The sequence below is a fragment of the uncultured Barnesiella sp. genome, from assembly GCF_946496565.1.
In the GTDB taxonomy this organism is placed as follows: Bacteria; Bacteroidota; Bacteroidia; order Bacteroidales; family Barnesiellaceae; genus Barnesiella; species Barnesiella merdigallinarum.
In genome coordinates this window covers 19,560-34,481 of the sequence record NZ_CAMMHD010000020.1, presented here as the reverse complement: position 1 = coordinate 34,481, position 14,922 = coordinate 19,560, and the positions used below count along the sequence as shown (strand labels likewise).

General features: G+C 57.2%; 13 protein-coding genes. 12 read left to right on the top strand and 1 reads right to left on the bottom strand.

What is annotated here, in order from left to right; genetic code table 11:
* Nucleotides 1-154 precede the first annotated feature (154 nt).
* The 6 genes from pnp to Q1K76_RS10455 all read left to right on the top strand — a co-directional run bounded on the left by pnp (nucleotide 155) and on the right by Q1K76_RS10455 (nucleotide 8,350).
* Complete coding sequence (pnp, locus tag Q1K76_RS10480) at nucleotides 155-2,320, top strand: polyribonucleotide nucleotidyltransferase (protein WP_300133183.1); 2,166 nt, start codon at nucleotides 155-157, stop codon at nucleotides 2,318-2,320.
* Nucleotides 2,321-2,481: 161 nt separating this feature from the next.
* Complete coding sequence (gene rpoN, locus Q1K76_RS10475; RefSeq protein ID WP_300133181.1) at nucleotides 2,482-3,951, top strand: RNA polymerase factor sigma-54; 1,470 nt, start codon at nucleotides 2,482-2,484, stop codon at nucleotides 3,949-3,951.
* A gap of 25 nt (nucleotides 3,952-3,976) precedes the next feature.
* Entirely contained in the window at nucleotides 3,977-4,591 is a 615-nt protein-coding gene (locus Q1K76_RS10470) for a hypothetical protein (protein WP_300133178.1), read from the top strand.
* A 22-nt stretch (nucleotides 4,592-4,613) separates the two neighbouring features.
* On the top strand, nucleotides 4,614-5,120 hold the full coding sequence (purE, locus tag Q1K76_RS10465; protein WP_087407839.1) for a 5-(carboxyamino)imidazole ribonucleotide mutase: 507 nt from the start codon (nucleotides 4,614-4,616) through the stop codon (nucleotides 5,118-5,120).
* Between the two features lie 27 nt (nucleotides 5,121-5,147).
* A complete protein-coding gene (locus tag Q1K76_RS10460; RefSeq protein WP_300133176.1) occupies nucleotides 5,148-6,959 on the top strand; it encodes a 4-hydroxy-3-methylbut-2-en-1-yl diphosphate synthase in 1,812 nt (603 codons plus the stop codon).
* Nucleotides 6,960-6,976: 17 nt separating this feature from the next.
* Nucleotides 6,977-8,350, top strand: coding sequence for an MATE family efflux transporter (locus Q1K76_RS10455; RefSeq protein ID WP_300133174.1), 1,374 nt, complete (start codon nucleotides 6,977-6,979; stop codon nucleotides 8,348-8,350).
* 139 nt (nucleotides 8,351-8,489) lie between these two features.
* Here Q1K76_RS10455 and Q1K76_RS10450 read toward each other — a convergent pair whose 3' ends face one another.
* Nucleotides 8,490-8,951 carry an Lrp/AsnC ligand binding domain-containing protein gene (locus Q1K76_RS10450; RefSeq protein ID WP_025278550.1) on the bottom strand — a complete coding sequence of 154 codons (462 nt, stop codon included), beginning with the start codon at nucleotides 8,949-8,951 and terminating at the stop codon, nucleotides 8,490-8,492.
* 296 nt (nucleotides 8,952-9,247) lie between these two features.
* On the opposite strand from Q1K76_RS10450, the gene Q1K76_RS10445 reads away from it, so the two are divergent.
* From Q1K76_RS10445 to Q1K76_RS10420, 6 genes are read left to right on the top strand one after another with little or no spacing between them, the layout of a single operon-like run.
* A complete protein-coding gene (locus tag Q1K76_RS10445) occupies nucleotides 9,248-9,952 on the top strand; it encodes a TetR/AcrR family transcriptional regulator (RefSeq protein WP_300133171.1) in 705 nt (234 codons plus the stop codon).
* Entirely contained in the window at nucleotides 9,949-11,202 is a 1,254-nt protein-coding gene (locus Q1K76_RS10440) for a TolC family protein (RefSeq protein WP_258327608.1), read from the top strand. Before Q1K76_RS10445 ends, Q1K76_RS10440 begins: the two co-directional genes overlap by 4 nt.
* A gap of 29 nt (nucleotides 11,203-11,231) precedes the next feature.
* Nucleotides 11,232-12,134, top strand: coding sequence for an HlyD family efflux transporter periplasmic adaptor subunit (locus Q1K76_RS10435; protein WP_300133168.1), 903 nt, complete (start codon nucleotides 11,232-11,234; stop codon nucleotides 12,132-12,134).
* 12 nt (nucleotides 12,135-12,146) lie between these two features.
* A complete protein-coding gene (locus tag Q1K76_RS10430; protein ID WP_300133166.1) occupies nucleotides 12,147-13,070 on the top strand; it encodes an ABC transporter ATP-binding protein in 924 nt (307 codons plus the stop codon).
* Complete coding sequence (locus Q1K76_RS10425; RefSeq protein ID WP_087407846.1) at nucleotides 13,067-13,810, top strand: ABC transporter ATP-binding protein; 744 nt, start codon at nucleotides 13,067-13,069, stop codon at nucleotides 13,808-13,810. Before Q1K76_RS10430 ends, Q1K76_RS10425 begins: the two co-directional genes overlap by 4 nt.
* Before the next feature lie 4 nt (nucleotides 13,811-13,814).
* Nucleotides 13,815-14,918, top strand: a complete 1,104-nt coding sequence (locus tag Q1K76_RS10420) for an ABC transporter permease (protein WP_300133163.1) — start codon at nucleotides 13,815-13,817, stop codon at nucleotides 14,916-14,918.
* Nucleotides 14,919-14,922 lie beyond the last annotated feature (4 nt).

Below are 14,922 nucleotides of genomic sequence, written 5' to 3'. Positions count from 1 at the left end.
AGAATGCCCCCGCAAAAAACCGCACTATCTGTTCGCCAAACTACTTTTATAGGCGATATTTTTTCATTTTTATTTCATAATCATAGTTTTGCATTCAAACTTTCATTATCTTTGCGTGATTTTGAGAAGAAAAAAATACAGAAAAATCGATTTTATGATTAAACAAGTTATTAAGAAGACCATCGATTTGGGTGATGGAAGGACCATCACCATCGAAACCGGCAAGCTCGCCAAGCAAGCCGATGGGGCCGTAGAAGTACGCATGGGCAACACCATGCTGTTGGCCACGGTATGTTCGGCACAAGAAGCCGGTGAAGGCGTGGATTTCATGCCTTTGCAAGTAGAATACAAAGAGCGTTATTCAGCTTTCGGCCGTTTCCCCGGAGGTTTTACCAAACGTGAGGGCCGAGCTTCAGACTACGAGATACTCACCGCCCGCCTGGTAGACCGCGTACTGCGTCCGTTGTTCCCCGACAACTATCACGCCGACACCTTCGTGAACATCATGCTGTTCTCGACCGATGGCGTAGACATGCCCGATGCCCTGGCCGGTCTGGCCGCATCGGCTGCCCTGGCCGTGTCGGATATTCCCTTCAACGGTCCTATTTCGGAAGTACGGGTTGCCCGCATCGACGGTAAATTCAGAATAAATCCTACCTTCAGCGAACTCGAAAGAGCCGACATGGATTTGATGGTAGGTGCCACTTATGAAAACATCATGATGGTCGAAGGCGAAATGGACGAAGTTTCGGAGACCGACCTGCTCGAAGCCCTCAAAGCCGCCCATGAAGCCATCAAGGTTCACTGCCTCGTACAGAAAGAGTTGGCCGAGGCCGTGGGTTCGACCGTAAAACGCGAATATTGCCACGAAACCAACGACGAAGATCTGCGCAAAGACGTGTGGGCAAAATGCTACGACAAGGCTTACGCCATTGCCCGCTCGGGTAATGCCGACAAGCACGCCCGCCAAAACGCCTTCGACGCTATCGTCGACGACTATCTGGCCGGTCTGAGCGAAGAAGAGCTCGCCGAAAAGGAACCGCTCGTACGCCGCTACTACCACGATGTAGAAAAAGAGGCCGTACGTCGCTGCATCCTCGACGAAGGCATCCGTCTCGACGGCCGTACCACCACGCAGATTCGCCCCATCTGGTGCGAAGTAGACTACCTGCCGGGTCCTCACGGATCGGCCGTGTTCACCCGTGGTGAGACGCAGGCCCTGGCCACCGTTACCCTCGGTACCAAACTCGACGAGAAGATTCTCGACGACGTGCTCAACCAGGGTCGCGACCGCTTCCTGCTGCACTACAACTTCCCCCCCTTCTCGACCGGCGAAGCCAAAGCTCAACGCGGCGTAGGCCGCCGTGAAATCGGTCACGGCAACCTGGCCAACCGCGCCCTCAAGCGCATGATCCCGAAGGATTACCCCTATGTAATCCGTGTCGTATCGGATATTCTCGAGTCGAACGGCTCGTCGTCGATGGCTACCGTTTGTGCCGGTACGCTGGCCCTGATGGATGCCGGTGTACAGATCAAGAAACCGGTTTCGGGTATCGCCATGGGCTTGATTACCGACAAAGACAATGTGAAATATGCCATCCTCTCCGATATTCTCGGTGACGAGGACCACCTCGGCGACATGGACTTCAAGGTGACCGGTACCCGCGACGGTATCACCGCCACCCAGATGGACATCAAGTGCGACGGTCTCTCCTACGAAGTTCTCGAGAAAGCCCTGAACCAGGCTCGCGAGGGTCGTATGCACATCCTCAACATCATCACCGATACCATCGCCGAACCGCGTGCCGACCTCAAGCCGCATGCGCCTCGTCTCGAGACGATGATTATCCCCAAAGAGATGATCGGTGCCGTAATCGGCCCGGGCGGGAAAATCATCCAAAGCATTCAGGAAGCCAGCGGTGCCATCGTTACCATCGACGAAATCGACAACGAGGGCCACATCGAAATCTCGGCAGCCAACCTCGAGTCGATTCAGGATGCCAAACGCCGCATCAAAGCCATCACGGCTCAACCCGAAGAGGGCGAAACCTATACCGGTGTAGTGAAATCGATTCTGCCCTTCGGTGCATTCGTAGAGATTCTCCCCGGCAAAGATGGTCTGCTCCACATCTCGGAAATCAGCTGGGACCGTCTCGAGACGATGGAGACCTCGGGTATCCACGAAGGCGACGAAGTAACGGTGAAACTCATCGAAATCGACAAGAAGACCGGCAAATACCGTCTCTCGATGAAAGCTCTGTTGCCCCGTCCCGAAAGAGCCCCGCGCAACGACCGTCACCGCGACAACAAGAAACAGTAACAGATTCTATCTGTTCCGCCATACGAGCCGTATATCATCCCGATATACGGCTCTTTTTTTTCGCCTACCTCAAACAGATATTGCGCGGGGTTAAAAATTCTCATTTTTTTACTTATTTAGCGTAAAAATCGTTACCTTCGTTTGCAAATGATTCTCGGCCTATGGCAGCACTGAAACAGCAGCTACAACAGAAGCTGCAACAAAAGCTCTCACCCCAGCAGATACAGCTCATCCGGCTCCTCGAACTTACCGAAGTGGAGTTTGAAGAGCGCGTGCAACAAGAGCTGGTCGACAACCCCGCCCTGGAAGAGGGCCGGGAAGAAAGTCTCGACAGCCTGAACGACTACAACCCCAACGCCGACGAAGACGGGAATCCCACCGAATCGGCCGAAGAGCTCTCGCTGGGCGACTACCGCACCGAAGACGACATCCCCGACTACCGGCTCGAGGCCGACAACTTCTCGAAAGACGACAAGAAAGAGGATATTCCCTTTGTCTCGGCTTCGTCGTTCCACGACTACCTCGAGAGCCAGTTGGGCGAACAGCCGCTCGACGACACGTCGTATCAGATTGCCCAATATATCATCGGCAACATCGACGACAACGGCTATCTGCAGCGCCCCATCCAGGCCATCACCGACGACCTCATCTTTCAGGTGGGGCTCGACGTACCAGTGAGTCAGGTCGAGGATATTCTGCAAATGATTCAGGAGTTCGAACCTGCCGGCGTGGGGGCCTCGAACCTGCGCGAATGCCTGCTGCTGCAGCTCGAGCGTCACGAGGGTACACCCGCCAACCTGCTGGCCTACAAAATCGTGGACCAGATGTTCGACGAGTTTTCCAAGAAGCACTACGACAAAATCATGCGCCAGTGCAACGTGAGCGAAGAAGAGCTGAAACAGGCCATTCACGAAATCACCCTGCTCAATCCCAAGCCGGGCAGTGCCTGGAACAACAGCTACTCGGGCAACTCGGAGCACCACATCATCCCCGACTTCTACGTCGAGGCTCAGGATGGCGAGCTCACCATCAGCCTCAACAACAGCAATATACCCGAGCTTCACGTAAGCCGTGACTATCAGGACATGCTGGAAGACTACTCGTCGAACAAACAGAACCAGACCCGCGACAAACGCGATGCCCTCTTGTTTGTCAAGCAGAAACTCGACGCGGCCCAGTGGTTTGTCAACGCCGTGAAGCAACGGCAAGAGACACTGCTCAAGACCATCACGGTCATCGTCGAGCTGCAAAAGGAGTTCTTCCTCACCGGCGACGAGCGTACCCTCAAGCCGATGATTCTGAAAGATGTGGCCGAGCGTACCGGCTACGACATCTCTACCATCTCGCGGGCCAGCAACAGCAAGTATGTGCAAACAAATTTCGGTATTTATCCGTTAAAATATTTCTTCTCCGAGGCCATGCAGAACGATACCGGCGAAGAGGTCTCGACCCGCGAAATCAAACGGCTGCTGCAAGAGCTGGTCGACCACGAAGACAAGCGCAAGCCGCTCTCCGACGACAAGCTGTGCGAGATGCTGCAACAGAAGGGATACCCCATAGCACGACGTACCATCGCCAAATATCGCGAGCAGCTCTCCATCCCCGTGGCCCGGTTGCGCAAAGAGATTTGAACGACTAAAAAAAACATAACGACTTATGAACAAACTGGCAACCCTACTGTCGACCGTGTTTCATCCGCTGCTCATGCCTACCTACGGCATCGCCATCGCGCTCTACACGTCGTACATGCGCATCTTCGGCGACCGCCTGCTGGGCATCGTCATCGTGGGGGTGTTGCTCACGACCTGCATACTCCCCTCGCTGGGCATCTATATCCTCTACAAACTGGGACACATCAGCGACTTCAGGCTGCACGAACGCACCGAGCGTACCATCCCCTACCTCATCAACTTCGCCTGCTACGTAGCCTGCTACCTCTATCTCTACCGATTCGGGATACCCAGCTGGATTATCGCCTTCATCGCGGGTGCCATCGTCGCGCTCATCATCTCGCTCTTCATCAACCGGTACTGGAAGATAAGCGCCCACATGGTGGCAGCCGGCTCCATGGTGACGCTGGTCTTTCTGATGAGTTTCTACGGCCTCATGCTCACCCCCTATATCCTGCCGCTGCAGATTGCCTCCGTGCTGCTGGCCGGTGCCATAGGCTCGTCGCGCATCCTGCTCAAACGCCACACGCTGGGACAGGTAGGCGCCGGATTTGCCCTGGGGATACTCTGCTGCGGGTCGATGTTCTTTATTTTTGTATAACCGATAAGTAATATATACCATTATGAAACCTGTTGTAAGTATAATCATGGGGAGCACTTCCGACCTCCCCGTCATGGAGAAAGCCGCCAAGCTGCTCGACGAGTGCGAAATCCCCTTCGAGATGCTGGCCCTCTCGGCACACCGCACCCCGGCTCAGGTCGAGGAGTTTGCCAAAGGAGCCAAAGCCCGCGGCATCAAAGTCATTATCGCTGCGGCCGGCATGGCTGCACACCTGCCCGGCGTCATCGCCTCGATGACCCCGCTGCCCGTCATCGGTGTGCCCATCAAATCGGGCATGGAGGGTCTCGACGCCCTGCTGGCCATCGTGCAGATGCCCCCGGGAATCCCCGTAGCTACCGTAGGTATCAACGCCTCGCTCAATGCCGCTATCCTGGCTACCCAGATGCTGGCCCTGGGCGATGCCGCCATTGCCGAAAAGGTAGAGCGATATAAAGCCGGACTCACCCAGAAAATCGTTGCCGCCAACGAGGCGCTGGCCGAAGTCAAATACAAATTCAAAACCAACTAATCGCTATTCACGCCGTTCTCTTTTATCATGGACTATTACAACTACCGTCGCCGGGAAAGCAGCGTCGTACAGATAGGCGACACGCCTCTCGGAGGGTCGTACCCGATACGCATACAGTCGATGACCAACACCTCTACGCTCGACACCCCGGGCAGCGTAGAGCAGTGTATCCGCATTATCGAGGCCGGGGCCGACTATGTGAGACTTACCGCCCAGGGGGTGCGCGAGGCCGAAAACCTGGCCAATATCGAGAAAGAGCTTCATGAGCGGGGATACCACACCCCGCTGGTGGCCGACATCCACTTCAACCCCAAGGCGGCCGACGCAGCGGCCTGCACCGTCGAAAAGGTGCGTATCAACCCCGGTAACTTCGTCGACAGCGCCCGCACCTTCAAGCAGATAGACTACACCGACGAGGAGTATGCCGCCGAACTGAAACGCCTGCGGGAGCGGTTTGTCTCCTTCCTCGACATCTGCAAGGAGCACCACACGGCCATCCGGCTGGGAGTGAACCACGGTTCTCTCTCCGACCGCATCATGAGCCGCTACGGCGATACGCCGGCGGGCATGGTCGAGTCGTGCATGGAGTTCCTGCGCATCTGCCGCGACGAACATTTCGACGACGTAGCCATCTCGATCAAGGCCTCCAACACGGTGGTGATGGTAGCCACCGTGCGGCTGCTCATCCAGACGATGGATGCCGAGGGCATGCACTACCCGCTGCACCTGGGGGTGACCGAAGCCGGCGATGGAGAGGACGGACGGATAAAGTCGGCCGTGGGTATAGGCACCCTGTTGGCCGACGGTATAGGCGACACCATACGGGTTTCGCTAAGCGAAGCGCCCGAGGCCGAGGTGCCGGTGGCCCGCAAGCTGGTCGACTACATCACCGCCCGGGCCGGCCATACACCCATTGAGGCTCCCCACCTCTCGCTCGAGCAGTTGGCCGCCCGCCCCAAAGAGCACATCGAGGAGATTGGCGCCGGCGAACAGCCGGTGGTCCTGGCCGAGGGGAAACCCGGCAAGGGAGCCAAAGCCGACTTCTACTACACCCGCGACCAGGCGGCCGGGGGTGCGGTGCGTTCGATTGTCGACTATCCCCACTACCGGGGTGAGGCCCGCACCTGCCCGCTCTTCCGGGCAACCGACTGGCAAGCCCTGACCTTGAGCCAGGCTCCCTTACGGTTCCTGCAGGCCGACACGACCGAACTGACCGAGCCGCTGCTCAACCGGTTGGCCGGCGAGAAGGGGGTGGTACTCATCGTCACCTCGCACCACATCAACCCTGTGGGCGACACGCGTGCTGCCTTGGCTCGGCTGACCGCAGCCGGCTGCACCTGCCCCGTGATACTGAAGCGAGACTATCGCGAAAACAACCCTGAGGAGCTGCAAGTGAAGGCCGGAGCCGATTTCGGCCCCTTCCTGCTCGACAGCCTCATCGACGGTGTCTACCTCTGCAACGAGGGAGAAATAGCAGCACAGAGCCTCACAGACTACATGTTCACCATTTTGCAGGCCGCCCGCAAGCGGTTCAGCAAGACCGAATACATCTCGTGCCCCAGTTGCGGACGCACCATGTTCGACCTGCAAACGACTCTGGCCCGGGTCAAAGCGGCCACCTCGCATCTGACCGGACTCAAAATAGGTGTCATGGGCTGTATCGTAAACGGTCCCGGCGAGATGGCTGATGCCGACTACGGCTACGTGGGTGCCGGTCGCAACCGGGTGAGCCTCTACAAAGGCAAGAGCTGTATCGAAAAGAACATACCCGAGGAGCAGGCTATCGAAAAGCTCATCGCCCTCATCAAAGCCAACGGCGACTGGTGCGACCCCGCTTGAGATTTCTGACCTGAACGATGAACGACAGCAAGAACAACATTCGCGCCGAACTGGCCACGCTCCCCGTGGGCAAACTGCTTTGGCGGTACTCGGTACCGGCCATCGTGGGGACGATGGTCATGTCGCTCTACAACGTAATCGACCGCATCTTTATCGGGCAAGGTGTGGGCCCCGACGCCATATCGGGGCTGGCCCTCACCTTCCCCATCATGTCGATTTCGGGAGCCATCGGCATGCTGGTCGGACAGGGTGCGGCGGCCCGCATCTCGATTGTGATGGGACAGGACGACAAGGAGAAGGCCGAGAAGATTCTGGCCAACAGCCTCATCCTCTCCGTCACCTTCGCCCTCTGCTACCTCTCGCTCTTCGTCATCTTCATGGACGACATTCTGCGCAGCTTCGGCGGCAGCGACCGCACCATACCCTATGCCCGCGAGTTCCTGCTCTACATCATGCCCGGCATGCTCTGCACCAACCTGTGCTACAGCTTCAACAACATGATGCGGGCCTCGGGCTATCCCGGCAAGGCCATGTACACGATGCTCATCGGCGCCTTCTCCAACCTCGTTCTCGCCCCCATCTTCATCTTCGGCCTCAAGCTGGGCATCAAGGGGGCGGCCATCGCTACCGACATAGCCATGGCCATCTCGGCGGTTTTCGTGATGGCACACTTCTGCAACACCCGCAGCAACGTGCGGTTCCACCGCCGGTACTTCAAGCTCGAGTGGGCCATCCTCATCAACATCGTCTCCATAGGCATGTCACCCTTCCTGATCAATATCGCCAGCAGCGTAATCAACGCCATCATCAACACCTCGCTCTACCGCTACGGAGGCGACGAGGCCATTGGTGCCTTCGGCATCTTCAACAGCTACGCCACCCTGGTGGTGATGCTCATCGTGGGGTTGTGCCAGGGCATGCAGCCCGTCGTGGGCTACAACTACGGAGCCGGCAACTACGACCGCATGAAACGGGCCTTCAAGATTACCTGTGTCGTGGCCACCCTCTGCGCCACGGTGGGGTGGATAGGTTCCACCTTCTTCCCCTACTACATCATACGGGCCTTTACCACCGACGAACATCTTATCGACGTGGCTATACACGGCATGCGCATCGCCATGGGCGTCTTCCCCATCGTGGGCATCCAGATGGTCGCCACCAACCTGTTCCAGTCGCTGGGCATGGCCTCGAAGGCCATCTTCATGAGTCTTACGCGGCAGGTCATCTTTCTCATACCGCTGCTGCTCATCTTCCCCCGCCTGTTCGAACTGAACGGCGTGTGGGGCGCCATGCCGGTATCCGACACGATTGCCACCCTCGTCACCCTGCTGATGCTCTGGCAAACCAACCGGAAACTGGGGCAAAACAATCGGGTAACGCCCGCCGCTTGAGAAAATACGGCATGCTTCCCCCATGGATTATTATCCAACCCGCTGATAACAAACGAGGATGGCCCCGCGCTACATGCGTCGAAGCCATCCTCGTCTTTATACGTCGAGTCTGCACAGCGTGTCCCGTGCAAATCGTTGCTTACTCCTTCATCACCGGAATTTCGCGGTTCATGCTCTGCTCGAGCGAGATAAGCGTCTCGGTCGAAACCACCCCCTTGATGTGCTGAATCTTGTCGTTCAAGAGCTCCATCAGATGCTCGTTGTCCCGGGCATAGAGCTTGCACAACATTGTATAGGGACCTGTGGTAAAGTGGCACTCCACTACCTCGGGAATCTTTTCGAGCTCGGGAACTACATCGCGATACATCGACCCCTTCTCCAACTTCACCCCAATATAGGTACAAGTTCTGAAACCCAGCGACTTGGGGTTCACATGATACCCCGAACCGGTAATCACGTGCATATCGATCATGCGCTGTATGCGCTGGTGGATAGCCGCACGCGAAACGCCGCACTCGGCGGCTACGTCTTTCGACGGAATGCGAGCATTGCGCATTATAATCTCGAGAATCTGACGATCTAGATTATCTATCTTTTCCATAAAATTTTATTTACATAAATCATTTTGCGACAAAAATATCACTTCTTTTTGAATATACAACTATGTTTTAGCTATTTTTTTTGACAAAAAGATACTTCCCTTACTAAAAACAGATGGCTTATTGAGCCTTTATAAGATACTTTTTCATAAAAAAATGAAGAATACAGAAGGGCTGAAACACTTTTCGAAGCGGACTGCCGCCTCCCCGATTGTGTTAAAAATCGATTTTTTATTGTCGATTTTGTCCAGAATAGTTATAATTGCAATTAACAGCGCTGTTAAATAAAACATGACCTATGTCACAAGCCAAACCCAACACCAAAAGAAAGAATACCGAGGGGGCCGTCATGGCGGCTGCCGAAGAGTTGTTTCTCGAGAAAGGATACCTGCTGGCCACTACGACCGAGATAGCCCGCCGGGCCGGTGTAACACACGCCATGCTGCACTACTATTTCCAAACCAAGGAACAGATTTTCTTCAAGGTTCTCGACAAAAACCTGCACGAACTGTTTACCTCGGTACGCAATGCCATGTCGGCCGAAACTATTGCATTTTGGCCCAACCTGAAAGGTGGCGTAATCCGTCTGCTCGAATTCCTCGACCAGCATCGCCAACTGGTCAGTTTCCTGTACGACGTAGCCCGGCACAACCCCGAACTGCTGAACCGTTACCGCGAAAGCACCATAAGCCTCATTTCGGGACTTGCCGGCCATCACAAGGTCCTGCTCGACAACGAGGTGCGGGCCGGCCGGTGCAACCCCATCACCTTCGAACAACTGTTTCTCGACCTCATTTCGCTGAGCTTCTCGACCTACATGTCGGTACCGGTGATGGAACAGGCGGTGGGAATGCCGCGTGACCAGATAGACCAGGCCCTGAAGAGGCGGCACGACGAGATTATCGCCCTGCTCTACCACCGGCTGTACGGCCGATGTGAGCCCGACCGAGAACCGGGAAAGAAGGAATCAAAAACAAGGAGCATTTTAACGAGAGAGATATGATGAAAAGATGGGTTTTTCTTATCCTGTGGGCCGGTATCGCCAGTGCGGCCGCCGCTCAAGTGACCCTGAGCGATTGTGTGGAAAAGGCCCGCAACAACTACCCGCAGATACAGGAGCTCGGCCTCATCCGTGAAGCCGAGAAATACGATTTGTCCACCGCCAGCCAGAGCTGGCTGCCGCAACTCACCATCAGCGGCAAAGCCCAATATCAGTCAAAGGTGGTCGAGATGCCGTTCGAGATACCCGAGTTCAAGTTCAACCTGCCTCACGACCAATATTCGCTGGTGGGCGAGGTGAGCCAGACCCTCTGGGACGGCGGCACGACGGCCAGCAAAAAGCGGCTGGTGAGCGCCGATGCCCAGATACAGAGCCAACAGGTAGAGGTATCGTTGTACAGCATCAGGCAGAAGGTGGAGAATATCTTCCTGGGCATCCTGCTTATCGACAAGCAGATTGCTCAAAACGAGATTGCCATCAAGAGCCTCTACCGCAACCGCGAGTCGGTGCTGGCGGGCATCGAGCACGGCGTGTCGTACAAGTCGGACTTGAGCATCGTCGATGTGAACATACTCAACTACAAGCAGACCATCTCGTCGCTGAACTCCGACCGCCAGGCCTACGTCGACATGCTCGGGCGGCTCACCGGCGAGGACCTGTCGCAAGCACAGTTCGTAGAGCCGCCGGTCGACCTGCAAATCGACACCACTACCCTGGCGCGGCCCGAACTGCAACTCTACAAGGCACAGCTGGAGCAGACCCGGGTACAGCGTCAGGATTTGCAGACCAACCTCTACCCCAAGTTCAACCTGTCGTTGCAGGGGGGTATCGGACGCCCGGGATTGAACATCCTGAAAAACGAGTTCGAACCCTACTACACCGTGGGGGTAAAGATGCAGTGGAATCTGGGAGCCCTCTATTCGCGCAAGAACGACATCCGTAAGATAGCCGCACAGAAAGAGCGCATCGAGCGCGAGCAGGAGACCTTTGTCTTCAACACGATGCTCGATGTGACCGACCGCCTGAATGAGGTGCGCAAAGCCCGGCAGGTGCTCGAGCAAGACAGCGAAATCATCAGACTGCGCGAGGATATTCGCCAAGCCGGCGAGGAGCAGTACAAGCAGGGGGTCATCATGCTCACCGACCTGATGGACATGATTGACGAGGAGTTCAACGCCCGGGTGGCCGAATCGCTCCACCAGGTGCAGCTCATCATGGCCATCTGCGACCTGAAGACCACTCTGGGACAGTAAACCGATACAGAACATAAACTCAAGAGACCATGAAAGAGAAGATTTTATACACAGCCCTGGCAACGGCACTTCTCACCCTCGGCAGTTGTGCCGACCACTCGCGCGACTTCGACGCCTGCGGTCAGATAGAGGCGACCGAGGTGCTGGTTTCGGCCGAGGCCAACGGCCGCATCGTATCCCTGCAACTGACCGAAGGCGACCGGCTCACGGCCGGACAGACCGTGGGTGTCATCGACTCGGTACAGACCTACCTGCAGAAGCAGGAGCTCGTGCGCAAGCGGTCGAACACCCAGACCAAACTGGTAGACATCGACCGGCAACTGGCCTCGCAACAGGCCCAGCTCGAGAAACTGCAGGCCGACTACAAGCGGTACCAGGCTCTCGAGGCCAGGGATGCCGCTACCCAGAAACAGGTCGACGACCTCGCCTCGCAGATTGCCGTGACCCGGCGCGAGATGGCGGCCAAGAAACAGACCTACGAGCGCAACAACACGGGCATTCGCGAAGAGTTGGCCCTCTACGACGTGCAGATTGCCGAGAAGGAGGACCAGTTGAACAAATGCCGCATCGTGGCCCCTATCGACGGCACGGTGCTGACCAAGTTTGCCGAAGCGGGCGAACTGGTGACGTCGGGGAAATCGCTCTTCAAGATGGCCGACCTGAAGCAGGTCTACGTGCGGGCCTACCTCACCACGGCCCAACTGGCCGAGGTGAAGCTGGGCGACACCGTGCAGGTGACCATCGAAGACGGTACCGACAAGCCCCGCCAGTACGAAGGCCGGTTGGTATGGATTGCCGACGAGGCCGAGTTTACCCCCAAGAATATCCAGACCCAGGACGAGCGGGCCGATCTGGTCTATGCCGCCAAGGTGTCCCTCGAGAACGACGGCTTCCTCAAACTGGGCATGTATGCGTACGTCCGTTTCAAATAGAGAGATGCAGCCATGGGAGCCATTGAAGTAGACGAGGTGAGCAAGCGGTACGGGACCTGCCAGGCGTTGGAGCGTGTCTCGCTCGACATACGGGCGGGCGAGATTTACGGCCTTATCGGCCCCGACGGAGCCGGCAAGACCACACTCTTCCGCATACTGGTGACGCTGCTCCTTCCCGACAGCGGCCACGCCCGCGTCGAGGGGCTCGACGTGGTGAAGGATTTCATGGCCATCAGGCGGCGCATCGGCTACATGCCGGGACGGTTCTCGCTGTACCAGGACCTGACGGTGGCCGAAAACCTCGACTTCTTCGCCACCATGTTCGGCACCACCGTAGCCGACAACTACGAAAACATCCGGGAGATTTACTCCCAGATCGAACCCTTCCGCGACCGGCGGGCCGGGAAACTGTCGGGCGGCATGAAACAGAAGCTGGCCCTCTGCTGCGCCCTGGTGCACCGCCCCACGGTACTCTTTCTCGACGAGCCCACCACCGGCGTCGATGCCGTGAGCCGCAAAGAGTTCTGGAACATGCTCTATCGCATCCGCGAGGCCGGCGTCACCATACTGGTATCGACCCCCTACATGGACGAGGCGTCGCTCTGCGACCGCATATCGCTCATCCAGCAGGGGCACATCATCGAGACCGGCACCCCGGCGGCCATCGTGGCCCAATATCCGCACCGGCTCTTCGGCGTGTCGGGCCACCCGGCCTATCCGCTGCTGAAGTATCTGCGGCGACGAAACGACCTGCTGCGGTGCTTCTCGTTCGGGTCGGAGCACCACGTGGCCGTCGCACCCGGCACCATTGCCCCCGACGAGCTGCAGACCCAGATTCGGGCAGCGGGATTCAGCGACGCAACGGTACACGAAATCGAGCCCAACATCGAAGATTGTTTCATGGAACTGGCAAAAAAAGAAAGGCAAAAGGCGTGAACGAAAATACCGACATCATCATCGTAGAGCAGTTGACCAAGAAGTTCGGCAACTTCACGGCGGTCGACCACATCAGCTTCAGGGTGCACCGAGGCGAAATCTTCGGATTCCTCGGGGCCAACGGAGCCGGCAAGACCACCGCCATGAAGATTCTGTGCGGCCTGAGCCTCCCCACCTCGGGCGGCGGCACGGTCAACGGGTACGACCTGTGCCGCGAACAGGAGAAAATCAAGCGTCACATCGGCTACATGAGCCAGAAGTTTTCGCTCTATGCCGACCTGAAGGTGTGGGAAAACATCCGCCTCTTCGGCGGCATTTACGGCTTGAGCGGCAAGCGCATCCGGCAAAAGAGCGACGAGATGCTGCGCTACCTGAACATGACCGACCTGAGAGACGAACTGGTGGGCGACCTGCCGCTGGGGTGGAAGCAGAAGCTGGCCTTCAGCATCGCCCTCATCCACGAACCGGCCATCGTCTTTCTCGACGAGCCTACCGGCGGTGTCGACCCCGAGACCCGGCGGCTCTTCTGGGACCTCATCTGCGAGACGGCCGAGGCGGGCACGACGATATTCGTCACCACCCACTACATGGACGAGGCCGAGTATTGCGACCGGGTGTCGATTATGGTCGACGGTGTCATTGCCGACCTCGACACCCCCGCAGCCCTGAAGCAACGCCATCAGGCGGCCGATATGGACGCGGTATTCCGTAAACTGGCCTACCAAGCCAAAAGAGAGTAAGGCTATGAAAGAGTTTTTGTCGTTCATCAAGAAAGAGTTCCGCCACATATTCCGCGACCGGCGCACCATCCTCATCGTGCTGGTGATGCCCATCGTGCAGATTATCCTCTTCGGCTTTGCCGTCAGTACCGAGGTGCACGATGCCCGGGTCGACGTGGTGGGCGACCTGGCCGACCCGTCGGTGAGGCAGACGGTGGCACGCATCGACCAGAACCCTTATCTGCACGTCACGGCCGTACTGGGGTCGGTAGCCGAGGTGGCCGAGCGGTTCCGGGCCGGGAAGTCGGACGTGGCCGTCTGTTTCGAACGCAACTTCGACGAGCGGCTGCGCCACTACGACAAGGCATCCATACGGGTACTCGGCGACGGGTCCGACCCCAATACGGCCCAAATGATTGTCAATTACGTGAACGGGGTATTGTCTACCGTGCAAAGCGAGTTGAGTGCGTCAGAGGGCACGCAAACGGCCTCGTTCCCGCACGTGCAATACATGTACAACCCCGCCGTGCGGTCGTCCTACAACTTCGTGCCGGGTGTCATGGGGCTTATCCTCATGCTGGTCTGCTCAATGATGACCGCCATCTCGATCGTGCGCGAGAAAGAGAGCGGCACCCTGGAGTTGCTGCTCGTCTCGCCCATCCGCCCCGTGGGAGTCATCGTCAGCAAGGCTATCCCCTACCTGGCGCTGTCGCTCATCAATCTGGTCACCATCCTGCTGCTCGCCCGCTTCGTGCTGGGCGTACCGTTGCGGGGCAGCCTGTTCCTGCTAGCGGTGGTGTCGGTGCTCTTCATTCTCGCATCGCTGGGCATCGGGCTGCTCATCTCGGTGGTTTCGGCCACCCAAAAGACGGCGCTGCTCATCTCGGGCATGGGACTCACGATGCCCACGATGATCTTCTCGGGCATCATCTTCCCCTGCGAGAGCATGCCCGTGATTTTGCAATACGTTTCGGATATTATCCCGGCCAAGTGGTACATCATCATGGTCAAGAAGGTAATGATCGAGGGGGTGGGTTTCAGCTACATCTACCCCGAGTTCATCATCCTGCTGGTGATGACGCTGTTTCTGCTGGTCGTGAGTGTAAGGCTATTTAAACGAAGATTATAATCGG